Origin of the sequence: Vibrio sp. zbq_1 (genome assembly GCF_043102935.1) — a bacterium.
Taxonomy (GTDB): domain Bacteria; phylum Pseudomonadota; class Gammaproteobacteria; order Enterobacterales; family Vibrionaceae; genus Vibrio; species Vibrio parahaemolyticus.
Window position 1 is genome coordinate 56,273 of record NZ_JBICJH010000036.1, and the last position, 24,516, is coordinate 80,788.

The following is a 24,516-nucleotide window of genomic DNA, read 5'->3' on the forward strand; positions in this document are numbered from 1 at the left end:
CAATGAATCTGTTTCAAGAGAATCTTACCTATAAATAGACTTCGTTGACTGACGAACAATGAGGTCAATCGGTGGTAATCTGGCTTCGAACCGCTCTCCTGACAATAAGTTCAGCATCGACTTAGCGCATAAAGTACCGATTTCTTCAATTGGCTGACGCAGAGTCGTTAAAGCTGGAGTGAAATATTGGGAAACAGGCAAATCATCGAATCCGATAACTGATACATCTTCTGGCACACGGAGTCCCCTGTCTGTCAACGCCTTAATTGCACCATAAGCCGTCTGATCATTAGCAGAAAATATCGCAGAAAAGTGCGTTTTAGATTCGATTAGTTCAATCGTTTTTTTGTATCCAGTCTCGGCACTGAAATCACCTTGCATAACGAGCTTTGGATTAGGTTTAATATTTAATTCTGCTAGAGCCTTTTTATACCCTTTAAAGCGAGCTTTGGAGTCAGGATGAAAATCCAGACCTTTAATATGCGCAATATTCATATGGCCGAGTTGCAACAAATGTAAAGTGGCTATGTAGCCACCAAGACAATTATCCAAACTCAATGAGCGAATGTTTTCTCCTTCGATATTATATCCAACTGCAATAACAGGGATCGATTCCGCGGTTTGTCTGATCAACTGTTCACTTAGGTCTCCGGTCACTACGATCAAACCATCAACAGAACACCTCATCAAGTATTCAAGCGCATTCATCTCTAGCTTATTCTGCCAATGTCCGGTCGCTAATACTAATGAGTAGCCCTGAGCCATCAATACTTTTTCCATATCATTAAGAATACTGCTGGTATAAGGACTGTCTGGATGCTGCACCAAAACGCCAATTGTCATTGAACGACGGCTCTTAGCTTGCTGTATTTGAAAGTGGGGTTTGTAACCAAGAGTAGTAATTGCTTGTTCTATCTTATGACTTTTATCTTCCGAGACTTGAGAAGTACGGTTTAAGAAACGTGAAACCGTACTCGGTGACACTCCGGCTAAGTCTGCTACATCATACAAAGTTGGAGTTTTGCTTTTTTTCCTAACCATAGGTTGATTCTATCTTTAATTTTTTGTGTACAAAGACGTGAAATATAACGTGGGATTGATTTGGTTTTCACTACTAATCCCACATTTTTAACCTTCGGGGAAGCCAACTACTTTATTGGTAAAGGTAGGAATAGATCATTCCTGGTCGAAAGTAGCGTCCAGCCGTATATTTTAACCCAGTACTCAGTAACCAAGTATGGAACTCATCATGAGCTACGGTTGATGGCATTTCAGGCAAACTCTGCTTAAATTCTTCGGAGTTTAGAGTAAGGTCGGGATTAACTCGACCATCACCAAGTAAATGGCCAAGACTCTTGAGTTGGTTCAATACATAATATGCCTCATCCGTTGCTAAACCAAAACGTTCAACCAAGTCACTACTACTCACGGACACTGAACAGTTAAAACCTTCAGGTGCGGCAAAAGGGATCTTCGCCATTTCATAAAGGGCTTTATACACCGCATCCATCAAGGTTTCTGCTTGCTTTTGCTTACCGGCAAGGCGTAAAGCCGTTGCAACACTAAACTGAACGCCAATCCAAACATCTTGAGCCTGAAATGCTTCATGAGGGCTGCCATCCGCCAACGTCATATTCGCAACACCCAACTTAGGGCTGTTAAGCACATAGTTAGTCTGATAAATAAAATCTAAAGTACGCTCAATGCGAGATGAGTCAAACAAACCTGGTAGCTTAACTAATTTTAGATAACTGTCTGCAAGCAATGCATCACCAAAACTGTTATCTGAATCTGCTACTAACTGGGCAAATTCATCACGAAAAGCATTTGGAGCCAACTCCAACAGGATTTGTTTCTTGGCCATGCGTTGTTCGCGCTTACTCTTACCGTTATTTATTTCATACGCATCTAAATATTTATTCACCAAATTAGCGTCATGCACAGTGTCGCCTGTTAACATTAAACCAATTTTTTCAAGTGTTTCGAAGTCATGACCAGATAGGTGCTTTGCTTGCACAGGAGTGATAAAGAAATGGTAATAGCCTTCCTGTTCATCCCATAACCCACGCTCCAATGTCTCAAGAGCCTCTTTTGATCGGCGAGAATAGTCTTCAGCCAGCTCTGTTTCTTCGACGATCAAAGCTAACTCACTCGCCGCACGTAAACCAGCCGCCCACAAACTACCACAGTAAATAGATATACCGTGAGAAGCGAGGTTATCAAATGTATCATCTGTACCACGAGTCAATGGTAGAGTGTCGCCTGGCTCAATAAGATTAGTAAGGTATTGAATACTTTCTTTTACCGCAAACCAACAACTCTCAACGACAGATTTGTCCCCCGTTTTTTGCCAGTGTCGGTACACCATCAAAATGAATTTAGGCGCCAGATCTTTCCACTCTTTGACATTATGCCAACTGTAAGCATCGGGCTGAATGTCATAAGGGCTACCTAGATCATGGATTACAGCACCACGTTCGGATCTTGTACCTTGATATTTTTCATCCACTAGTTCAGCATAAGGCTTATCTTCATATTCCCAGTAGCGCCGTAGGGTTACATCACTAGCCAATATAGCTTTGGCAAAATGTTTCATTACGCAGCCGTCTAGTTCGGGTAGTAAATACAACAGCGAGAAAGAACCATAAAAATACACATCTAATGAGTTAAAGAATGGATAATCAACACATTCTTTAACCAGAAGTGTGTTTTCTCTATCCCAAACCGTAGATTCCGCTAAGAAAGACAAACTATTCATCGCCATCGTTGCATAGCGTAGTGCACTATCACTATCATCAAAATTCCTACTCGCCATATCGAGAAACTCGCATTGCTGCGCAATAATCTCTTGCTCGATCTGTCCAAGTCTAGGTAATGTCATGTTAAGCATAGTTTGTGCTCGAGATTCTACCGGGAAGTAACGGGTGTACGCTTTTTCACTCTCCCAATCATCTAACATGATCTTGCTGTGGTCCATCACTTGTGCAAACCTAAGTGCGATTGTCTCTCCCGGCTTTAGCGTCACCTGAACACAAACTAGGGCGCTCAACGCTTCTCTGCCGCTATAAATGCCATGATCAAAGTGTTGATTTGTTCGGCCTGTCTTTAATGCTCGCTCAACTTGTCTATCGGCTTTGCTGCTATATACCTGAGGCTTAACGGAGACTGTGACTTGATCCGCGGCCACACCACTGACCTGAGTATGTACACCGTACAAAACTTCACCAGAGATATCTCCTTCGTACGGTGAATTCGATGTCATACTCACGCCTTGGAATTCATAGTCCTCCCCTGAGATAGATACAGGTTGATGCTGTTGTTTGATCGCATTCTGAACCAAATAACTGCAAGAATCTTGAACGCCATCTCGCGCTTTTTTATAGGTTGAGCCAATCAAATTACGCAATGGTTGAACTAAAGTCACAAGTTGAACTCGGTCACTCTTGTTGCTCACTTCAAAGTGGTTCCAGTGCATCGGCAAACTACAAAGTGTTTGGTCATTTTTAACGATTGGAGATATAACCTGACGAGTTAAAGTAATAGAATCAAAACCTTGATATTCATACTCTGCAATCGGATATAATGCACGATAAACAATGTTGTTAGCATCGATCGATGCCACATTCGACTTTTGGTTAGCCGTAAGCGACAACGCGCGCACAGAACGGTTTACCAATAAACCGTCGAAGAAGTCGATAGCCACCAACAATTGCGTTTCGATTGCACTTTCATTGTTCGCAATTGCTTGTTGAGTTTTACCTGAAAACTCAATATTCCAGCGCTCAAAGTTAGACTTATTATTTGAATAAAATTGGCCTGTTAGCAAGCAATCCTTTATGCCAGAAAGAATCGTTTCCTTATTATCACACGTTGATAATTCAAATAAAAAATCAGCCGGATAATATTTCAGGAAATTCATCATTTCTTCAACGTTAGGAATGTCAATATTATCTATTGAATACTCATCCATAACAGAAAAATAGAAGTCGTTAAAATGAACACTCTCATGTTCACAGTCAACAAACATCCCTGAAATAAAAGCAAAATTTGGCGTATTCCCTTGCGGAGTCAAAGTAAATGTAGAACCTATACCACCGACAGCCATCCCAGTATTTGCAGGTGTTGTTGATATCGGCGTATACCAAGGTTGAATAAACTCAACGGCGTTTCCTTTATTACATAGGTCTCCCGCTAGGCCTGAATACGATGTATATGGAATTTTATTTATCATAATTTCAAATCCAACATTGAATATTTAAACTAATCCTTTAATATCTAATAAAAAGGAGAATATTTATGTTTAAGTTAATTAAAAGTAATTTTGGGAAGTTCAAATCCACAACTATATTAAATGACAATCTAGGAATCCAAGTCGAAATTATCCAAGACTTTGGCGCAATTATTAACCAATATAAAGTACACCACAGTCCATTTTCGTTTATCGTAGGATACCAAGACAGTGATGACCTCACTAAATCTCATCCTTTCTTTTCGCGCGGTGCTAAGTTGTTTCCCTTTCCAAATCGTCTAAATTCAGGACGTTACAGTTATAGACAACGTACGTACACACTAGAAGCTAACTTTCCTTGGTCAGATCATGCAGTCCACGGTTTACTCTATAACCAACCATTTGAACTCGTAGACTATGAAACAAACAACCACTATGCCGAAGCCATTTTTCGTTTTGAAACAACCAGATTAGCCGATGGTTTCCCTTTCGCGTTTCGCCTAGATATACGCTACCGTGTTGATTCCAATGGTGAGTTAAGCTGCAATACGACTGTAACCAACTTAGGAACTGAACATTTTCCATTTGGAGATGCTTGCCACCCCTACTTTTCTCTCGGTTGTGAATTAGAACAATGCCAACTCACAATGTCTCCCCACACGGAGCTGCAACATCAGAACGATTTACCAACTGGGAGATTTGTTGGTAGCAATGCCTTTTCTACCCCGACATCACTAAAAGAAATGAACCTCAACCATTGCTACCAATTTAGTGATACTTCAAAACAAACGCTGATGTTGGAACGTAACGATAAAAGTGCTTCTTTGCGTTTTCAGCAAAATGAAGGTTACTCATTCGTACAGCTATATATGCCTCCATCAGAATCTAGCATTGCTATTGAGCCAATGACGTGCCCAGCAGATGCTTTCAATAACCAGATAGGCTTACTAGAGCTCGCCCCAGAGGAAAGCATGCAGTTTCATTGGCAATGCCAAGCCTATTTTGGCTAACTAAATTGGGGAGCTATAATGCTCCCCATTAAACATTAACCTAATCGAACCTCTACTTGATGTTCGCCTTCAGGCAGTACTGGAACTTTGTTCCCTGCTAAGATTTCTCCATTCACACGTAATTCCGCCACACCTTTACTCACCTTATTAGGGTTCGTTACATGAATATTGTACATAGCACCACGGAATTGACGTTTAACGCGAAACTCTTCCCATTCCGATGGAATACAAGGATCAACAATCAAACCATCAACATCAGGGCGTACGCCTAAAATCCATTGTATACCAGCAACATATGTCCATGAAGATGTTCCCGATAACCAGGCATTTCGGCCAAGGCCAAATTGAGGATGCTCGTCACCAAGAATATTTTGTGGATAGCAGTACGGTTCAGATTCAAAGATATCAATAGCGTCATTCTTCGATGCTGGATTGATCTGGCGGTAGTACTCGTAAGCACGGTCACCATTACCCATCTTCGCTTCCGCGATCATCACCCAAGGATTAGAGTGTAAGAAAATACCGCCGTTTTCTTTCGCGCCTGGTGGGTAGGTAGAGACCCCACCTAGATTCGGATTAAAGCCATTGTAGCCTGGGGTAGATAACTTAATGCCATTTGCCGTATTCAGTTTAGTGTAGACAGAGTCTAGTGCCTGCGTCGCACGCTCTTCCTCTGCAAACCCTGCAATCACAGGCCAGCTTTGACCGTTGGTATAGATTTGGCCTTGCTCGTTGATGTGTGAGCCAACAGGGTATCCTTGCTCATCAAAGTAACGAATAAACCAGTTACCGTCCCAACCGCATCCGTTCACCACTGCTTTCATTTGCTCGTATTGAGCTTGATAACGCTCTGCCAGGTCATTTTCACCGCGCAAGCGACACAGATCAAGCATGTCAAGCAACGCTTTGCCGTACATGCTAGCAACCATGAGAGATTCTGCACCCGTTGGCAAATTCACCGTGTCATTCCAGTCCGCGAAGCCAAGTAATGGCAATCCGTGTTGGCCTGTGTTGCCTCGAGTGAACTCAATAGAACGGCCTAGGTGTTCCCACACGCTCGCCGACTCGACAGGTTGGCCTTGTGCATCTTTCTGATAAAACGGAATAACCTTATTTAGGAACTCAGCATGACCGGTTTCTTTAACGTATTGCGTAACCGCGTATACAATCCAAAGATGATCATCGCCGTAATAATCGGGACGGTCTTCTTCTTCACGCGAATCACCGGCATTTGCTTCCATCGTTGAAGGGAAGAACTGATGCATCGCTGAACCATCGATGTTTTGCACCGAAAGTAAGCGTTCGATAAACTCGCGTGCTTCTTCTGGCATATGTGTAATGACGCCAAGTGTATCTTGCGAAGAGTCGCGGAAACCAATACCTCGTGCTCCGTAACCAAGTTGGTACAACGACAAGTAACGCGACCAGTTTTTCGTCGTGTGACATTGGCGTGGGTTATGAATGTTTAGCATGGAGTTCATGGCTGGATCGGGTGTTTCTACTTGTACTGCCGCAAGGTAGTTATCCCAGTGATTAGCAAGCGCATCCAACGCTTTGTCCACTTCTTGATGGTCTCGGTACTTCTCAAGCATAGGCTCAGCCTGCTCGAGACTTGGCATTTGCGTTAACTGTACAACTGTACGCTCCATTTGCTTAGGTTCAATCCAGCCTAAACGTAGATTCAACGCACCAATATTGTCTCCACGCAAACATTCACTGTTTCCTAGTTCATCGGTGAACAGTTTTTCAGGAGCGGCCCAACTGCCATAACCCAAGTTGCCAAGGAACTTCTGACGGTCACCATCAAAAGAGGTCGCAGGGCGATCCGCCGTCATTAGATTTACTGCATAGTCACGCTTCATAAAAGCGTATTGCTCTAAAACGGTGTGGCCTGATGCTTGTTGATGCGCCTTAAGCGTCATGGTTTGTGGTACCCAGTCTGCATTAACTAATTGTTTTAACGCATCAAAGTGAGTGAACTCAAAGACAGGAACAACATCAACGTGTAGCGCTTCATCGCTGATGTTTGTGATTTTGATATCTTCAAGTAATACTGGCGCATCTTTAGGCACAAACAAAGTGGCTTCACAACGGACGCCGTACCCTTCAGCAATAATTGTGGTGTAAGAAAGTCCCGTATGGTTTTCAAACTTTTCTAACGGTTTTAGCGTAGGAGTATAAAAAGGTGAAAATACCTTAACGTTACCTTCGCGGTTGGTCACTTTTAGGTAAACCGTCGATCCTTTAAAATCAGAATTAGGCAACTGGGCAATGTACTTCGTGATACGGTTGAGTGCTGGGTCACCTTTACACAACACAACGCCACCGTTACTGTCAACTAAACCACCGAACTCCAGTGTACCAACATAGTTACACCATTTTATTGGCGTGCAAGGCGTGGTGGTGATGTATTCTTTATTATTATCGTCAAAATATCCGAATTTCATAACACTATCCTTAGTCCCCAGTAGACTGGGGACCAATTATTAATTTGTTCTTAGAGATTGGGTATGGAAATTAGTGAGCCAGTGATTTTTCACTTAATGCGTCAAACAAGTGAACAGAGTCTAAATCAATGTAGAGCGTGATCTCTTGGATATCGACTTCTGCAGCTTGCGTCTCGACCGTTAACAACTGACCACCAATCTCAGTTCTCAATAAAATGCTTGCTCCAAGCAGTTCTTTATCTTTGATTTTAGCGCGAACTGGCAATACACGGTCATGCTCTACTTGCTCGGCACGCAAATGAATATCGGTAGGACGAATACCAAAATGCAACGCTAAGTTCTTTGATGCATGGGCTTTAAAGCGTTCAGGTAATGGGATATTCACATCTCCTAGAGCAATAAAGGATTCGTCTTGTTCATTCACCAATTTCGCATCTAACATATTCATTGATGGGTTACCGATAAACTGAGCAACAAACTTATTGGCTGGACGTTTAAACACTTCTGTTGGCGTACCAACCTGAGCGACATAACCGTTTTTTAGAATCACAATACGGTCCGCGAGTGTCATGGCTTCGATTTGGTCGTGCGTTACGTAGATAGTGGTTGTCTTAAGCTCGCCGTGTAACTGTTTGATTTCTTCACGCATCACACCACGGAGCTTGGCATCAAGGTTAGAAAGCGGTTCGTCAAATAGGAATACTTTGGGAGTACGCACCATCGCACGCCCCATTGCTACGCGCTGACGTTGACCACCGGAAAGTTCCTTCGGTTTACGATCAAGTAGTGGCTCTAGCTCAAGCATCTTGGCTGCTTTGCGAACTTCCACATCAATGTCTGCTTTATTCATGCCTTTTAACTTGAGTGCAAAAGCAATGTTTTCATACACCGACATATGCGGATAAAGAGCGTAACTTTGAAACACCATAGCTAAATCACGATCTTTAGCATCAATCTTGTTCACTAGTTTTTCATCAACATAGATTTCGCCAGAAGTAATGTCTTCTAACCCAGCTAACATGCGTAACGTAGTCGATTTACCGCAGCCAGAAGGTCCAAGAAATACGACAAACTCACCGTCATTTACAGTGAAATCAAAATGCTTCACAACATCTACGTCACCAAATGATTTCTTAATATTTTTAAATTCAACTTTAGCCATTACTTAGTCTCCTCGGCGCGTTCTAGAAGCATGTTGCGGTAAGCGATAGCGCTTTGCTTCAATGTTCTTTTCTGGGTGTCATAATCAACATGTACAATCCCAAATCGCTGTTCGTAGCCAAATGCCCACTCAAAGTTATCCATCAAACTCCAAGCAAAATAACCGTCAACCTGAACGCCTGCTCTAATAGCGTTATCAACCGCTTCTAGGTGACTTTGGAAGTAACGAACACGTTGTTCATCATTAACGACACCATCAATAATTGAATCGTTACCAGCCGCACCATTTTCCGTAACGTATAAAGGCGGTACATTGTCGTAACGCTGATCAAGCCTTACTAGAAGATCGGTTAACCCTTGTGGATAAATTTCCCAACCAATATGGGTGTATTCCGCGTCTTCAGGTTTAATGGTTTCAACCTCATCATTTTCGTTGAAACGAGCCACACTGCGGCTGTAATAGTTAATACCAATGTAATCCACAGGGGCAGACATAATCGCCAGGTCACCTTCGAGGATCATTGGCATATTCGCTTGTTGTTTTTCGACCACGACTTGTGGGTATTCGCCTTTAAGTACAGGATCGATAAACCAATGGAAATTTTCTGCTTCACAGTAATCAGCCGCTGCTTGATCTTTATCAGTTAGCGGATAGCTCGGTGTCGCATTGAACACTATACCATGTAAAGACTCAGGCGCATTTTTGCGTAATACAGGCATTGCCAAACCATGGCCTAACATTAAGTGATGGGCCGCTAAGTAACCTTCTTTTTCACCTTTGATACCCGGAGCATGTTCGCCCCAACGATAGCCTAAGAAAGCAGCAACAAATGGTTCATTCAGTGTGGTATAGACATCGATTTTGTTACCAAAATAGGCACTGACAACTTCAGCATATTCAGCAAATTTATATGCAGTTTCACGGTTTAGCCATCCACCGCGGTCTTCGAGATATTGTGGTAAATCCCAGTGGTAAAGCGTAACGTAAACTTTCATGCCACGAGCATGACACTCATCAATGATCTGCTCGTAGAATTTTAACCCTTCAGGGTTCACGCCGCCTTCTTGTGGTTGAATTCTCGGCCAAGCAATAGATAGGCGATACGCATCCACACCTAGATCTGCAATCATTTCGATATCTTGCTTCCACAGATGGTAGTGGTCACAAGCAACATCTCCGTTGTCGCCTTTATCTACTTTGCCTGGCATCTTACAAAAAGTATCCCAGATGGAAGGTGTGCGACCTCCTTCATTAACACCACCTTCAATCTGATAAGATGATGTTGCAACACCGAAAACAAATTCTGAAGTAAGTAGTTGTGAATCCTTCGGTAACTGGTATTTATTTATAGACATAACTTTTCTTTTAACCTTTTACTGCACCAGAAGTTAAACCACTAATCATCTGTTTCGAAGCAAACAGATAAGTAATAACTAATGGTAAAATGGAAATCGTGGTTCCTAGCATTACGGCTCCCCAAGGAGTATTCGGAATACCTTGTACACTTCGCAACGCCTGAGTAATGACATAATTTTCCGGTGAGTTAAGCACAACTAAAGGCTGCATAAACATGTTCCAGAAGAAAACAAACTGAACAATGGCCAACGTAGCGAGGGCTGGTTTCATTAATGGCAGTACTACACTCCAGTAAGTTCTAAACTCACCTGCGCCATCCAGTTTGGCAGCCTCTAGTAGCTCTTTAGGAATTGAAGCCACGACGTGCTGGCGCATCAGGAAAATACCAAATGGCGTAGTCGTAAAGGGTAGCCATACCGAAATATGATTATCCAGCAAGCCTAAGAACTTAACGATCATGAAGTACGGAATCAGGCTTAATACTGGCGGAATCATCATCGAACCAACCAGCATGCCAAATAAGATATTTTTGCCACGGAACTTAAATACCGCAAACGCATATCCGCCCATACTACAGAACAGCAACGAAATAGTTGTTCCCAAGAACGCGACGTAGATCGAGTTAAACATTGCCTGCCAAAAAGGCATGATCTCTTGCAATTTGGCGTAGTTGATAGCCAGGCTGTCACCAATAGCAAAGCTGATTCCTGTACCGAAAATCTCCCCTCGGTCACGTGTCGAAAGTAGAGCAGACCAAATGAATGGGAAAACTGTCACTATGGCTGACACAATCAGGATTACACCCAGAACAAGCATCGTTATCTTAATAAAACTATCAATCACTCTATCGCTAGGCTTAATAGAAGCCCATAACGACGAGTTTGATGTGGCAATTTGAGTCGTCATGTTATTGCTCCCCTAAACCTTTTTTACCGAAGAAGAAAAATTGAACCATGGTACAAGCTGCAATCAGGGCAAACAGCAACCAAGAGATAGCAGAAGCTGTTCCCATTTCTAACCATTCCCAACCCACTTTGTACAAATACATTGAGATCGTAAGGCCAGCTTGACCTGTACCACCCCCGCCACGGGTCAACACGAACGGTTCTTCAAATAATTGCAAGTTACCAATGATGGTCATCGTAACTGCGAAGAATACAAATGGGCGAATCATTGGCAGTGAAATGTTCCAAAAACGACGCAGAGCGTTAGCTCCGTCCATACGGGCAGCTTCAAGAATGTCTTTAGGGATAGTCATTAAGCCTGTGGTATACAGAACAATGTTGAAACCTGTGTACTTCCAGAACACCATGATAGCAATAGATGGCTTAATCAACGTTGCATCATCCAACCAGCGAATTGGTTGAAAATCATTCACCCACGCAAATGCCCAACCAAACAGTGAACTGTCTGCCAGCGCGATCAAAGTTTGGTTGATGATGCCGGAGTTTGGTGAATACATGTTGAAGAAGATCAGCGATGCAGCAACCGTAGAAGTGATGTACGGAAGAAAATACGCGGATGTTAACCAATGACGGATTTTATCCCCCATTGATACAAGAATGTATGCGACGGGAATAGCAATTAAATGCTGAGCTAGGCCTGATGTGATCGCTAACCAAAACGTATTTTGCAGAGAACGCCATAGCCAAGGGTCAGTCAGGGCGATTTGATAGTTTTCAACCCCAACATATTTCATCGCCGCTAACCCTTCCACAGGGTTCCATGAATGAAACGATAAGAAAACAGAAAAAAGTAATGGAAAAATCCCAAATACAGAAAAAATAACTAAAAACGGCAACAAAAACGAATACGGTGTAAGCGCTTTCAAATTCAGGCGAGAAAAAAAACTTTCACCGCCCGATGTTTTCATTGAGTTACCTGTAGATTGGTTCATAGTAACAACCCCTTACCTAGGGAGGCGTAATTTACGCCTCCCAAAATTAATACAACTCTGGCTTACATATTACGCGTACGACGTTTAATCAAACGCTCAGCTTCTTCAAGCGCTGTCTTAATATCTTTACCTTCATCCAGCACTTCCATCAGAGCATTTTCTAAAACGATGGAACGTGCCACGTGATCACCTTTAGCAGGTTCAACTGGCTTGATATTTTTCGCCACTTCAGCAAACAACAAGCGAGCCTTTTGACCACCTAGGAAAGGCATTTCTTCTGAGAACATAGCATCATCGTAAGTAGTTACGTTTGCAGGGAAAGCAGCAATAGTTTCGAAGTGTTTAAGCTGAACATCACGACGAGTTGTCATGTATTCAATTAGTTGCCACGCTTCGTCTTGCTTAGTAGATTGAGTCGGGATAGAAAGGAAAGACCCGCCCCAGCTACCGTAGATACCATCGGGGAGGTTAGATACACCCCACTTACCTGCGGTTCCGGGAGCAATCCAGTTGTTCAAGTGACCAAGAAGCCAAGCACCTGATAACTGAGTTGCAAAAGTACCGTTGCGGAAGCCTTCATACCACTCGTTTGACCAAGCTAGAATTTTTCCATCTAGTCCTTTGTCACGAATTTCCTTCGCAACTTCAAACGCATGAACAAAGCGCTCAGAAGTGACCACTGGGTTCCCATCGTTGTCGAAATACAGACCTTCGCCTTCCGGTACAGTAGTAAAAATAATCGCTTGCGCTACGTCAGATGCTGAAGCAATCAACTGAATGTTTTTAGCTTTTAGCTTTTCACCTGCCGCTATGTATGAATCCCAATCTTTGATCGCTTCATTCAAGTCGATTCCAGCGTCTTTAAAGATGTCTGTACGGTAGTACATTACACCTGGACCAAGGTCGACTGGCATACCATACACATCGCCATCCGCGCCTTTACCTTGAGCCCAAGCGTATGGCGCAAAGCGTTCAGCATATTTATCGGCACTATATTTTTCTGACAAGTTAACTAAGCCACCAGACGCAACAAACGGACCGATTTTCTCTACATCCACAACGATCACATCACCAGCACCAGAGCCTGTTGCAAGGTTGGTGGTTAACTTAGTGTGGTGATCTCCGTGGTTGTTCATCAGGTAATCAACCTTGATGCCTGTTTCTTTCTCAAACTCTGGCAGCAACACTTTCAAGCTGCTATCAAAATCTGGAAAACCATCAAAACGGATCTCGCTGTTCGCTGCTGAAGCTGTTGCAGCAAGTCCTAATGTGATTGCACTTGAAAGTGCTAAGGTCTTAAATTTCATGCTGTATCCTTAGTGTAGTTATAGGGTACTCGTTATATCCTTGACAGAATTTCGAATGACTAACGCAGGGCTAAGTTTGAAATTCACATCTTGTTTATTCTTTGTCAGCTTTTGCAAAGTGAGCTGTACAGCCTCAATGCTCATCTGTTCGATAGGAAAGTTAATGGTAGTTAAAGAGGGGGTGAGATAACGAGCAAAGATGTTGTCGTCGAAACCGACAAGTGAAACATCATCAGGAATCGAGTAGCCTTCTTCTCTCAATACCTCAAAGGCTCCAAATGCCATATGATCATTTGACGCAAAAATGGCACTGAATCGACAATCTCTCTTCAGCAATTTTTTTGTCGCACTAACACCAGTTTCTTCAGTGAAACCCGCTTCAGAAACCAATACCTCGTTATACTCTAACCCCACCTCCTCCAAGGCTTTTCGATAGCCTTGCAAGCGTCCTCGAGCATCAGACTTATCTAAAGGACCTGTAATACAGGCAATTTCAGTATGCCCCATTTTTAAGAGATATTGTGTAGCAAGTTTCCCCCCAAACTCGTTATCAATATCAATACAGCTCCGACTCATCTCAGGGATAAAGCGATTCAATAAAACGACAGGGATTCCTTGCTCTTCTAGACTGATCAAGTAATCATCACTCAGATTCTGAACATGGAGAATCAAGGCATCGACCTTACGTCCTAATAAAAATTCAACCGCTTCACGTTGCTCCTTTGCATTGTTTGAGCCTGCAGTTACAACAGCATAGTAGCCAAAACGACGCAAATGCTCTTCCAGGCAATGGAGAATACCTGAATAGAAAGGACCACCAAGTTCCGGTACGACAATCCCCACGCTGCCAGTGCGACTAGATGCCAAAGCTTGGGCGATAGAGTTCGGCCGATAACCCAACTCTTTTATCGCTTTTTCAACCTTTAACTTCTTGTCGTGACTCACCCGACTAGTACCATTTATTACTCTAGATACTGTGGCCTGAGATACCCCCGCATGCTCAGAGACGTGTTTAATTGTTGCCACCGTTACCTCTACTCCCAAGACACTTGAAAACGCTTACAAACTAATTATTGAGTAATCATGGAGTGGTTTTAGTGATTATTGTCACACTAAACTTTTACGTTAAACTCAGTATTAAGAAACATTGAGAGTTATTACAGTTTTTCCCACTCCCATGAAACTGTTTCATGAATTAATATTCACTCTTCAAACCGCTTCGATGATGACGTCATTGTCACTCTTTTGCTGTTTATCCGTCTCTTCCTGCTGTAAAATGAAACTTTCCGTCAGCTCAAATTGAATTTCCGCTAAACGCTCAAGCTTTTCACCATGCTCAGCAACTTGTGTTGAGCGCTGTGAGTTTTGCTCTGACAGCGTGTGAATTTGAGTGATGTTTTCAACTACGTCACGAGCAACAGCTTGATGTGCACTCGTTGCTGACGATATTTGCTGACTGCGATGAGAGACTTGGTTGAGAAGAACATGTAATTTCACGAAGCGCCCATCGACACGCTTGGCTTGTTGCATGCTTTGGTTCATACCTGAGAGGCAATCGGAAATCTGTGATGCTGCGAGATCCGTTTGTCGCTGCAAACGTTCAATTTTATTTTTAATTTCCTGAGCACTATTCGTGGTTTGGGCAGCGAGGACTCGAACTTCATCAGCGACGACAGAAAAACCGCGTCCATGATCTCCCGCCCTTGCAGCTTCTATTGCTGCATTTAGTGCAAGCAAGTTCGTTTGCTCTGAAATGCCCGCGATGGTATCTAATATAGACGCAATACTTTTACTCTCTTTTTCCAACGCCAGATTTGTCTCTGTTACTTGATGAAGCTCTTCAGAAAGACGCTCTAACATGGCAACATTTTCAGTCATATCATTCTGAGCTTCATCAGAATGTTCAACGGCTTGCGTCACTAAACTGAGTGTATCTTCGGTAGACTTGGCAATTTCGCTAACCGAGCACTCAATTTCCTCCATTGCAGACGCTACAGACACCGTTTGTGAGGTTTGCTCGAAGATGGCGCTATTTAGTTCCTTACTGATATTTTGATTGGTCAATGATGCACTATTGAGTTCCGCACTTGATTGACGAATTCGTTCAATAATGAGTGAAAGATGGCGCACAACCAAATTGACCTTTTCTGCCACTTGCCCAAACTCATTACTTGCTGAGTACTCTACCTCTGAAGTTAAATCTTTCGCGGCAATTTTATTCAAGGCATTAAGCAGTAGTTTAGTCGCCCTACGAACCATATTCGTAAAACTCAGAACCAAACACACAGTGACCAAAATCGAGCCCAAAGAGATACTAATAAGCAGCGTGCGGGTTTCGTTAGATGCTTGTGTTGCTTGCTCAAAAAGTTGGTTAGCAATGTGATTTGCACTATGTGATAGGCTGTCAATGTTTGCTAACTGTGTATCGATATTTTCCTCTAAATCTAACCGAAGAGCACTACGGGCTTGTGCTTGCTCTACCACGGCAACATGCATTTTTATTGCACCTGTTGAATCGAATGCCAACTGTTTAAGTGCAGACATCGGCTTTTCAATTGAAGAATAGAGTGAAGAATACTTCTTGATTAGTAACTGCTCACTTTCTTCTAAGTAACGTTGGCGATTTTCTAGCCGACGCTCAACCGCACGAACCTCCGTCATATCTTGTAACTTGAACACCTCGCTAGCCTCATTTTGCAAAAGGCTAATTTGGCTGGATAAGCCGTCTAACGCTTTTAAAGCATCATCGGTTTCGGCTTGACTAAGTGCTCGCTGCAATGCATTACGAAGTTGAGCGTTTACCGATTGAAATTTAGATTGTAAAAAATAGCTCTGGTCGAGCTGATCGAGATAACGAGCATGAACAGCAACAACATCCCTCAACAGGCTCAAGGTCTTCTCACTTTGAGCAGCAATTGGCTCAACAAAATCTTTTAGTTCTGGCCGCTGATTGGTCTGAGAAACAAACCAATTAAGTTGGGCATTATAGATCTCTATACTCTTTTCAATTGACGCAACAAATGGGGGAAGCTCATCCAAATATTGAGTAGACAAATAAGGCGTAAGGTTACGGTTTATATTGAGAAAATCGATGGTTAGCTGAGCTGAGCTTAGCATCAACGGAGTTGCATCTTGAGTAATAGATTCCATCTTTGCGGTAACATCCTGATTACCACTGACAGAAAGCCATGCTGAACTCAGCATGATCACAATTAAACACACACAACCAAAGTAGAGACGAGAAATTAACGTTTGAAAGGGCATAATCCACCAACCCATAGACAACTCCTGTCTTAATCAAAAGGACAAAAAAAGGGCACCTATGATAGTGCCCAAAAATGGAGTCAAGTTTGCTAGTATATCAGCCCCAATAAGCTGCCTTTGGGGCTAAGACATGAATGGACAATTAAGATTGACTGGTTTACCACCAAGCTTCGAACATCGCGCCGAAAGCAAGAGTATCCACATTTGTCGTTGAACCATCCGTTGTTTCAACATCACCTACTGTAGTGTAGAAGCGAAGCATTGGGCGGCTCCAAGGTAGACCACCTAGAGATAAGTTTTGAGAAAGTGTCGCTTTCCAACCGGTCACTTCTTTATCGTTGTCCCAGTCTTCCATTGCATAACCCGCTTCAAACCAAGTTGAGTGAACGTCTGTCCATTGGTATTGCGGACGCACGATAGCAGAGTATTCATTTTTCTCATCAGTATCGTTACCAGCGATATTTTTGTACGAGACAATGTAATCAATGATAAATTGACTCGATACGCCATAGTTACCTTCTAAACTGGTATATAGCACTTGCTTATCGCCTGCCAAATCAAACGCAGAATCGTCAGCACCATCAGCATACTTCACAAGGAGCTTGTTCGAACTGCCTAATCCTAGTACAGCACCTGCTTGCCATGAGTTTTCGTCTTTCTTATCATCGCCAGCTTCGTCAGAAGCAAAACCGTAGTTGAAGTAAAGCTCAAGATTACCAATACCTGCATCAATACTGTGAAGTTTAGAAGTGATTGCGTAGACGCCATTGTCATTGTTCAAGCTACCACCGTTAGAGTCGACTTTACCCACAAACCCCATATCTAACTTAGCGCCACCTAGATTCAGGTTATTGAAGCCTGCCCCCTGACCGTCGTGTGTGAACAAGAAGTAATCGTTCAAACCTTGTTGTACACGACCGTGGAAATCTCGACCGGCCCACATGTAAAGCTCAGGTTGGCTTTCAAATACGTTGGTCACCCCAGCGTAAGCTTTTTTCAGGCTAACACCACCGTCAGAACCCCAATCACGATGAGCCCATTCATCAAACATGACAACGATGTCCCATTTGACACCATTATCTGCTTGGAAAATTTTACCTAACTGGAATTCACCACCGTTAGCTTCGTTACCCAGACGACCTACTGAGCGACCTGTACTACCCACATTAACATAACGGCTGTCACCATCTGAATAATGCGCGCCATAACGAGCATAACCAGAGAAGATCACGCCTTCTGGAACTTTTGTATCCGGAGTCAATACGGCTTGTTGTTGATCATTGACATAGTCAATTTCAACAACCTTAGATTCCAACTCTTGGATACGTTTTTCTAAATCAGAAATAGTAGATTCATCAGCAAATGTAGATACAGAAGAAAGTGAAGCGGCCACTGCTAAAGTTATTGGTAAGAATTTGAAGTTTTTCATCTTATTTCCCTATTATTCTATGTTTGTTTAAGTTTGATATAGGCTAAACAATGAAAGACTTGAAAACACATGTCGACTTCACATCCGAGAACAGAAGAAATCACCATGAAACAAACCAACAAACAGAAGGAGAAAAAAATAAAATAAAAATCAAAAGCTTAAATACACAACAACAACAATTAAAATAATGAAATCGCTTTCTTTTCATGAGAAATGGAGAATTTTGTCACGAAATGAAACCTCTATTATTAACCTTAAATGCATTACTTTATGAGCACTTTCAATATTATGAAATTTTTCAGCAATAATGATCCGCTCTAACTGTTTTGGACACCGAGTTAAGTGAGCACAATCACTAACAAGGTGAACAATAACAACCAACAAAACTAAACCCTCTGAATTTAAGGCAGAAGCTCTGAAGCTATCAGAGAAAGTGGAAGTTGCAGCGGCTTTGTTGCAGAAATCGAATGAACTAAATCAGAATCTTACGATCAGATCAGGGACAATTCATTCACTTACTTTAATTTCATGCCGAAGCCTCGCTACAAAACCACTAACTGGTGCAAGTACAATAACTCCTTGATCAACAGAGGTTCACTCACGTTTTGGATTGACGAAGAGGCCATAACTGAGTGGAAACAATCTAAACAGGATAAACGTGGTAGACCAAGATTGTTTAGTGATCTCGCTATCACGACTGCTCTCATGGTAAAGCGCATTTTTTCCTTACCATTAAGGGCGCTACAAGGCTTTATCGACTCTGTTTTTAGATTGGCGAACGTCCCATTGGTTTGTCCCCACTATACTTGCATCAGTCGCCGAGCTAAGGATGTAGAGGTTAATTTCAAAGCCTCATCACGAGGCGCTATCCAACACCTGGCTATTGATGCAACTGGGCTCAAGGTATACGGTGAGGGCGAATGGAAAGTGAAAAAGCATGGAACCGATGGTAAGCGTCGAGTCTGGCGTAAACTCCATCTTGCTGTTGATACTGACACTCATGAAATTATTGCAGCTGAACTGACACTTTCAGGCGTGACAGATGCGGATGTACGCCCAAATTTACTCAAACAAACACACCGATCCATCAAGGAAATTTCGGGAGATGGCGCATACGATACAAGGGAGTGCCACAGGGCGATTAGGGTTAAGAAAGCGATACCTCTAATCCCTCCACGTGAAGGAGCCGCCTTCTGGGAAAAGGGGCATCCACGTAATCTGGCGGTTGGTTGCCAAAAGCTCTATGGTTCGAACAAAAAGTGGAAACGAAAGTATGGTTACCACAGGCGTACATTGTCGGAGACCGCTATGTATCGCGTAAAACAGCTACTAGGAGCTTCACTCACACTTCGAAATTACAACGCACAAGTTGGTGAAACATACGCCATGATCAAAGCACTCAACAAGCTAACAGGGATAGGTATGCCCGAAATCCAGTATATCGTTTAAAATACAAACGATTTAGCTAGTGTTCGCTCTCAAGTTGAATTCCGCAACAAAGCCCATATTTCGCCCAATAATGAGCACTAGGACACGATTCCATTGCCACTAATGAAAGCTTCTCTTTAATTAGAAGTTCCTTGAGCTTCGTTCTGTTTATTTCTCGATTGTATATAACTTTTCCCTGTGGGCTTAATTTACAAGCCTGAAAGACACTTTTCGCCAAATCAATAGCTATAACGTTATATTTCTGGATTGTATGGACTCTTGGTTAGGTTTTGATCAACTTCAACCCTAGCTCCCTGAAGAGAGGGAGTCCATACATCTTAGAGGGACGACACTTGGTAACAGATGTCGTCTACTCAACAAAGGCCGAAGGTGATTTAAGCAACTACGAAGGATTCCTTCCTAGTTGCCAGCACGAAATAAGGGCAATTCGAGTTATCTTTTTAATTTAGTAAAATATGAATTAACTTCTATGGAAGCGGAACCGAGTCACTGTTACGAAGTTCGCTTAAAGAGTGGCAACAGCGACCGCTCAACACGCTCTATCCCTTTGTTTAGCTTGACGCTATCCACTATAAAATCAAGGAAGATGGACGCTACATAAGCAAAACTATTCACGCCATCCTAGAACTTAAAGTCGACGGAAAGAAGGAACTGCTTGATCTCTCCCTATCTGAATCTCCAGGAGGAACTATTGGCTGTCTGTATGATCTTCACCCTTATGCATCTTTTTGACCATAAGACGTCGCTCGGCGCTGTCAGGCAATGTTAGAATCATGCGTACTCGGTAACGGTTGCGAGTTTGTATGTTTGGCGACAGTTCAGATTGCTCAAACGTTACCGAGTTCCTTTTTGTTTCTACACACCAGTGGATTACATTTAGGAACAGCTATTTAGCTGGAGCTAATTCATGATAAAATAACTGCCTTAAGTCAGGAATCAACTTTATGTTTGTATTATCAAAAGGATCGATATCTTTAAAAAGCTTAGATCGACTCTCATCGTATGTCGTGATCAGTTCACTGCTAATATTTTTTACGCAGCACCTGTACGAAAACCACGTATTTCAGTACATAGATATTTGTGTTTTGATCTATTTTTCGCTGGAATTTTTCTTGAAAGTACACGTGCTGTCGTGGAGGAGATATTTTCAGTCCCCGTCCTGTCAGTTTGACTTCTTTTTACTGGTTGCCAGCCTGGTCGCCATGCCTATCGCCGATATCGATAGTGTTATCTATTTACGCGTGTTCAGGTTAATCTCGGTTATCCGCGTGTTCAAGATCATCCCGAACGGCTCACAAGTTCTGAGCGGATTAGCTCGGGCGATCAAAAGCTCCAAAGCGGTGTTGATCCTGCTTTTCTGCCTGTTGTGCTTCTTTTCACTGATTGGATTTATCCTGTTTTCCACCAGCGTTCCCGACTATTTTAGTACTCCATTGACATCACTCAACACTGTCTTTGAGATATTTACCATTGAGAACTGGGGTGCATTGCCGGACTCTATCGATAAAACCAGCCATCCCCTGCTGCACGCCAGCGTCAATGCCTTTACCATCATCGTCCTGGTCAGCGGCGGCTTTATTGCGGTTTCTCTAGCGAATGCAGTGTTCGTTGATGAACTGGTCAGTGACAACAATGATGACCTCAAGCGGGAGGTGCTTGAGCTAAGGCGAGAAAATCGTGAAATTAAACAGCTACTTACCGAGATAAAGCACAAGATTGAATAAAAAACGCCTCTGATTCAGAGGCGTAGTGGGTTATGCGATTTCCAGCGTATTATTGTTTTCCAGCAGGGCCATAAAATCATCGCTGGATCTGATTTTAAGATCGACTTTCATGAAATCGGCTATCGCTTCAACGTCAGAGTTCACGTTACTGTCATCATCAATGGCTCTTGATAGATGTTCAGTCAGCGAGCGAAACTGCAGTTTATCCCGGGCTAGTTTGGCTATCGACGCCTGTTCAAACGCATCCGTGTTGTCTTTGATTTGCTGAATTCTCATCTCAAAAACTTCTTTAACCCGCTTGGTACGCAGCTCGGCCTTGGTTGAAAAAATATCGGCCTGATCAAGCAGCCAAACCACCAGGGTTGAACCAATCCCGGACACCATGATGCCGGTAGCCTCTTTGAGATGCTCACCCACCACAGGGATCATGTCGACATAGGGTGATATCACCTGTTCAAAGGTGAAACTCACATAGGTGACCACGGTCGTAGCAAGCAACTTGGTAATCGCATCGGCTTTCTGCGCCGGAGTGCTGTCACTGAACAGGATCTTGATCGCCTGGATTATGGCATTAAATCCTTCAGAAATGATCTTCAGCGCCCGTTTTAACATTCCAACAAACAGATTAATAACGGCATTGATCAGGTACTTGACGAAGTTTTTCAGTGCGTCCTTGATAACATCAAACCCGACATGTTTCAGGTTCGCCATGATGTAACGATACGCTCTCTTGAACCGTATTCCTATCGCATCTAGCTTGGAATCGGTCTCTAGTCCATGGAGTACGCCATATTGGAAAGTGTCTCGCAGCTCAAAGAAAATGGGTTTAATGATGAGGATGATGAGCTCACCAATACCCTTTTCTTCCAACTCATCTTTCGCCTGGCCGTAGGCTTCCTTCGCCAGTTTTTTGCCCATGTTACGATCTGTTTTTAGCTTGTTAGCCACCACTTTGTTCAGATCACTTTCGATCGCCTCCTTTGCTGTTTTTTCGGCCTCCAGGGCATTATCCAGCGTTTTTTGCGTCGGCAGGTCGTTTAACTCCTGCTGTTCCGACTTGGATAGGGTCCCCGCTCTTTGCTTACGTTCAAGCCGGCCTCGCTTGTTCTCGACCCACTGCTGGTATTCACTCCAGGATTTCTCTCCTTTTGAAGTGTTGAGCTTTCCGGAGATATTCTTAAAGTTCGCGTCCTGGTTGAGCGCCGTTTTCAGATCATCGAGCGAAATTGCTTTACTCTGGCCATACTCCTCAAAAGCATGTTTCAGCGGAACCTGGTGATCAACGTTAATCTCACTTTTGGAATAGTTGACCCCCTGCTCTTTTTTCGCCTGGTTGATCGCATCGCTTCTCCGGTATAAATAGCGTTTCTGCCCCTGCTCATTGACTTCAAGCTCACTTTCGATGCGCCGGTTGTTTTTGATACGACTGTCTAGGTAGTCATCGAGCTTATCGGTATCTTCGACTATCTTGCGCTTACCTTTGTATGGCCCCTTATCGTCTCGCTGCTTTCGCGTATGCTCGTCCAGACGTTGTTTATCGAGCCGATGATCGGCCACCATACTCGCCGACGCATCATAACTGAAACTCTGTAACTCATTCACCAACCGGGAGGCTGTAAGCCCCTTTTTTGACAACTTGAGTTTCGGGTGGCTGACCAGCCCGTCACACACGTTCAGCAGGATCGGCTTAACCAGTGACTCGCCGATGCCCGCTTGACTGTCGGCCATTTGCTCCTCAATGGTCTGTAACACTTCCAGGCTGTCTCGCTGATCGTGCAGTTCGACATCCAGCAGCACTTTGCTGGCCTGCAGTGGCGAGCAGCCCTCAAGCCGCTCAACTAGCTCGGTACTGGACAATGACTTGATCTCAAAATCTTGCTTGCTTGCCATCATTACCTCCTCATGCGCACAAAGAGTGTGACTGAGACATCTCGTACACCGCTTTGGCTTTCTCGCTGTCGGCGGCAATGAACTCACCCGATTCTGACAAGTAACCCAGGTTTGCCATCTGTTTCAGGACAATCGACAAGTTAAACAGGGCACGAAACTCTTCCAGGTGAACAATCGGCAAACGCTTAAAATCGAGTTTGTGGGCAAACACATCGCTGTTTTCGGCCATCTGATGCATGCGCTGGGTCTGGATTCCGTATTCGAACCGGTCCAATAACTTGCTGTAGTTGGCCACCAGTTCATCGAAATACACCACCACGTTATCGATTGACTCTTCGATCACCTTAAGTTGCTTCTGCTGTGCCTCCAGCTTGGTGATCTCTTCAGTCACGCGCGCGCGCTCCTGCTTGGCACGCTCGAGCGACTCTTTGGCTTTCTTACGCGAAAAGAAGCCCAAGGTCAGCACCATACCCAGTGTATCCAACAGGCCCATCTGATTAAAATCAATCAACATGATCTCTGATTTCGCCCTGACACCACGTTGCGGTTTGATCTCCAGGATGCGGTCATCGAACAGCTCTTCAAAAGGCTGACCCTTTACCGTAACGTTGTGCATCCGCTTTGATACCTTGATAAAACGCTCGAAGTGAATCGCGTAAATGTCCTGCTTCTGGCGGTTGATCCGGCTGATCTTAGTCTCGATACTGGCGGATATCTGTCTGACCTCTTGCTCGTAAATCTGCTTGGCATCGGTAAACCGTTTTTCCGTTTCGGCAATGATTGATTCCGCTTCATCGGCATAGTGCTTACCCGTAAAGGCGCTCCATACCTTAGAGCACGTCTGCTTTACAGCACCTGTAGCTTTCGATGTGAAATTTTTTGCCGCACTATATGCGCTTGAACACCAACTTCCTAATCTGCTAACAAAGCCCATACATTATTCCTTATCAATCATGGCATAGCCTTCCGCCACCATATCGTTCATGGCGTTCACCCAACGCTGCATTTTCTTCACTTCAAAGCTGTCGATCGCCAGCGCATCGCTGAGCTTGTCCATAAACGCCTCTTCCTCGATGCACACCTCACCGTCGGCCAACAGGATCCCGAACAGTTCAACCAGTATGATGCGTTTGCTTTTCCCTTTTGATTTTGCCAGCACTTTGATCACGGACTCAATGTTGTCCTGCTTGGTCAGGGTATGCTCCGTCAGACCACATTCCTGCACAAACGACTGAAAAATCGTCTGCTCTTCGGTCTTCTGCTCACCGTTCAACCCCATGGCGTATTTCGCCAGTTCCAGGAAGTTCTTCTTCTCGCCAATATTCAGTTCAGATAAGTACATGTGTTGTCCCC

Annotated in this window: 17 protein-coding genes and 1 pseudogene; 4 read left to right on the top strand and 14 right to left on the bottom strand. The window is 43.5% G+C overall.

Annotated features, from left to right (window positions below; genetic code table 11):
- Nucleotides 1-24: 24 nt before the first annotated feature.
- On the bottom strand, nt 25-1,041 hold the full coding sequence (locus ACF8CV_RS16835) for a LacI family DNA-binding transcriptional regulator (RefSeq protein WP_023584751.1): 1,017 nt from the start codon (nt 1,039-1,041) through the stop codon (nt 25-27).
- 112 nt (nt 1,042-1,153) lie between these two features.
- On the bottom strand, nt 1,154-4,231 hold the full coding sequence (locus ACF8CV_RS16840; RefSeq protein ID WP_024103839.1) for a GH116 family glycosyl hydrolase: 3,078 nt from the start codon (nt 4,229-4,231) through the stop codon (nt 1,154-1,156).
- 65 nt (nt 4,232-4,296) lie between these two features.
- Here ACF8CV_RS16840 and ACF8CV_RS16845 point away from each other — a divergent pair, with 65 nt between their 5' ends.
- The gene (locus ACF8CV_RS16845) at nt 4,297-5,238 is read left to right on the top strand and encodes an aldose 1-epimerase (RefSeq protein ID WP_023584749.1); all 942 of its coding nucleotides are present in this window, start codon (nt 4,297-4,299) and stop codon (nt 5,236-5,238) included.
- Between the two features lie 35 nt (nt 5,239-5,273).
- Here ACF8CV_RS16845 and ACF8CV_RS16850 read toward each other — a convergent pair whose 3' ends face one another.
- The 9 genes from ACF8CV_RS16850 to ACF8CV_RS16890 form a co-directional block, all read right to left on the bottom strand.
- Complete coding sequence (locus ACF8CV_RS16850) at nt 5,274-7,685, bottom strand: GH36-type glycosyl hydrolase domain-containing protein (protein ID WP_023584748.1); 2,412 nt, start codon at nt 7,683-7,685, stop codon at nt 5,274-5,276.
- A gap of 70 nt (nt 7,686-7,755) precedes the next feature.
- Nucleotides 7,756-8,847 carry an ABC transporter ATP-binding protein gene (locus ACF8CV_RS16855; RefSeq protein ID WP_023584747.1) on the bottom strand — a complete coding sequence of 364 codons (1,092 nt, stop codon included), beginning with the start codon at nt 8,845-8,847 and terminating at the stop codon, nt 7,756-7,758.
- Complete coding sequence (locus tag ACF8CV_RS16860; protein WP_024103838.1) at nt 8,847-10,196, bottom strand: GH1 family beta-glucosidase; 1,350 nt, start codon at nt 10,194-10,196, stop codon at nt 8,847-8,849. Before ACF8CV_RS16860 ends, ACF8CV_RS16855 begins: the two co-directional genes overlap by 1 nt.
- A 16-nt stretch (nt 10,197-10,212) precedes the next feature.
- Nucleotides 10,213-11,109, bottom strand: coding sequence for a carbohydrate ABC transporter permease (locus ACF8CV_RS16865; RefSeq protein WP_023584745.1), 897 nt, complete (start codon nt 11,107-11,109; stop codon nt 10,213-10,215).
- A 1-nt stretch (nt 11,110) separates the two neighbouring features.
- Nucleotides 11,111-12,076: a carbohydrate ABC transporter permease gene (locus ACF8CV_RS16870; RefSeq protein ID WP_373924884.1), complete on the bottom strand. Its 966-nt coding sequence runs from the start codon at nt 12,074-12,076 to the stop codon at nt 11,111-11,113.
- 86 nt (nt 12,077-12,162) lie between these two features.
- Nucleotides 12,163-13,407: an ABC transporter substrate-binding protein gene (locus ACF8CV_RS16875; protein ID WP_023584743.1), complete on the bottom strand. Its 1,245-nt coding sequence runs from the start codon at nt 13,405-13,407 to the stop codon at nt 12,163-12,165.
- Nucleotides 13,408-13,425: 18 nt separating this feature from the next.
- On the bottom strand, nt 13,426-14,433 hold the full coding sequence (locus ACF8CV_RS16880; RefSeq protein ID WP_023584742.1) for a LacI family DNA-binding transcriptional regulator: 1,008 nt from the start codon (nt 14,431-14,433) through the stop codon (nt 13,426-13,428).
- Between the two features lie 183 nt (nt 14,434-14,616).
- Nucleotides 14,617-16,686, bottom strand: coding sequence for a methyl-accepting chemotaxis protein (locus ACF8CV_RS16885; RefSeq protein WP_023584741.1), 2,070 nt, complete (start codon nt 16,684-16,686; stop codon nt 14,617-14,619).
- A gap of 142 nt (nt 16,687-16,828) precedes the next feature.
- Nucleotides 16,829-18,100 carry a carbohydrate porin gene (locus tag ACF8CV_RS16890; RefSeq protein ID WP_023584740.1) on the bottom strand — a complete coding sequence of 424 codons (1,272 nt, stop codon included), beginning with the start codon at nt 18,098-18,100 and terminating at the stop codon, nt 16,829-16,831.
- A gap of 528 nt (nt 18,101-18,628) precedes the next feature.
- Here ACF8CV_RS16890 and ACF8CV_RS16895 point away from each other — a divergent pair.
- From ACF8CV_RS16895 to ACF8CV_RS16905, 3 genes and pseudogenes are all read left to right on the top strand, one after another.
- Nucleotides 18,629-19,549 carry an IS5 family transposase gene (locus tag ACF8CV_RS16895; protein WP_023584738.1) on the top strand — a complete coding sequence of 307 codons (921 nt, stop codon included), beginning with the start codon at nt 18,629-18,631 and terminating at the stop codon, nt 19,547-19,549.
- 504 nt (nt 19,550-20,053) lie between these two features.
- Nucleotides 20,054-20,253 (top strand): annotated as a pseudogene (locus ACF8CV_RS16900) (transposase); the annotation flags it as partial.
- A gap of 240 nt (nt 20,254-20,493) precedes the next feature.
- Nucleotides 20,494-21,273 carry an ion transporter gene (locus ACF8CV_RS16905; protein WP_023584737.1) on the top strand — a complete coding sequence of 260 codons (780 nt, stop codon included), beginning with the start codon at nt 20,494-20,496 and terminating at the stop codon, nt 21,271-21,273.
- Nucleotides 21,274-21,303: 30 nt separating this feature from the next.
- On the opposite strand, the gene ACF8CV_RS16910 is transcribed toward ACF8CV_RS16905, so the two are convergent.
- Genes ACF8CV_RS16910 through ACF8CV_RS16920 form a run of 3 tightly spaced genes read right to left on the bottom strand, consistent with a single transcriptional unit; the run spans nt 21,304 to nt 24,505 of the window.
- Nucleotides 21,304-23,166, bottom strand: coding sequence for a DNA repair protein (locus tag ACF8CV_RS16910; protein ID WP_232425011.1), 1,863 nt, complete (start codon nt 23,164-23,166; stop codon nt 21,304-21,306).
- Between the two features lie 7 nt (nt 23,167-23,173).
- The gene (locus tag ACF8CV_RS16915) at nt 23,174-24,097 is read right to left on the bottom strand and encodes a hypothetical protein (RefSeq protein WP_023584735.1); all 924 of its coding nucleotides are present in this window, start codon (nt 24,095-24,097) and stop codon (nt 23,174-23,176) included.
- A 3-nt stretch (nt 24,098-24,100) separates the two neighbouring features.
- Nucleotides 24,101-24,505, bottom strand: a complete 405-nt coding sequence (locus ACF8CV_RS16920; RefSeq protein WP_023584734.1) for a TerB family tellurite resistance protein — start codon at nt 24,503-24,505, stop codon at nt 24,101-24,103.
- Nucleotides 24,506-24,516: the final 11 nt, after the last annotated feature.

Coding starts and splice junctions, on each gene's coding strand:
- ACF8CV_RS16920 (WP_023584734.1), bottom strand. CDS start 24,505: ATGTACTTATCTGAACTGAATATTGGCGAGAAGAAGAACTTCCTGGAA.
- ACF8CV_RS16850 (WP_023584748.1), bottom strand. CDS start 7,685: ATGAAATTCGGATATTTTGACGATAATAATAAAGAATACATCACCACC.
- ACF8CV_RS16895 (WP_023584738.1), top strand. CDS start 18,629: ATGCCGAAGCCTCGCTACAAAACCACTAACTGGTGCAAGTACAATAAC.
- ACF8CV_RS16870 (WP_373924884.1), bottom strand. CDS start 12,076: ATGAAAACATCGGGCGGTGAAAGTTTTTTTTCTCGCCTGAATTTGAAA.
- ACF8CV_RS16835 (WP_023584751.1), bottom strand. CDS start 1,041: ATGGTTAGGAAAAAAAGCAAAACTCCAACTTTGTATGATGTAGCAGAC.
- ACF8CV_RS16840 (WP_024103839.1), bottom strand. CDS start 4,231: ATGATAAATAAAATTCCATATACATCGTATTCAGGCCTAGCGGGAGAC.
- ACF8CV_RS16915 (WP_023584735.1), bottom strand. CDS start 24,097: ATGGGCTTTGTTAGCAGATTAGGAAGTTGGTGTTCAAGCGCATATAGT.
- ACF8CV_RS16885 (WP_023584741.1), bottom strand. CDS start 16,686: ATGGGTTGGTGGATTATGCCCTTTCAAACGTTAATTTCTCGTCTCTAC.
- ACF8CV_RS16845 (WP_023584749.1), top strand. CDS start 4,297: ATGTTTAAGTTAATTAAAAGTAATTTTGGGAAGTTCAAATCCACAACT.
- ACF8CV_RS16875 (WP_023584743.1), bottom strand. CDS start 13,407: ATGAAATTTAAGACCTTAGCACTTTCAAGTGCAATCACATTAGGACTT.
- ACF8CV_RS16865 (WP_023584745.1), bottom strand. CDS start 11,109: ATGACGACTCAAATTGCCACATCAAACTCGTCGTTATGGGCTTCTATT.
- ACF8CV_RS16855 (WP_023584747.1), bottom strand. CDS start 8,847: ATGGCTAAAGTTGAATTTAAAAATATTAAGAAATCATTTGGTGACGTA.
- ACF8CV_RS16890 (WP_023584740.1), bottom strand. CDS start 18,100: ATGAAAAACTTCAAATTCTTACCAATAACTTTAGCAGTGGCCGCTTCA.
- ACF8CV_RS16910 (WP_232425011.1), bottom strand. CDS start 23,166: ATGATGGCAAGCAAGCAAGATTTTGAGATCAAGTCATTGTCCAGTACC.
- ACF8CV_RS16905 (WP_023584737.1), top strand. CDS start 20,494: ATGTTTGTATTATCAAAAGGATCGATATCTTTAAAAAGCTTAGATCGA.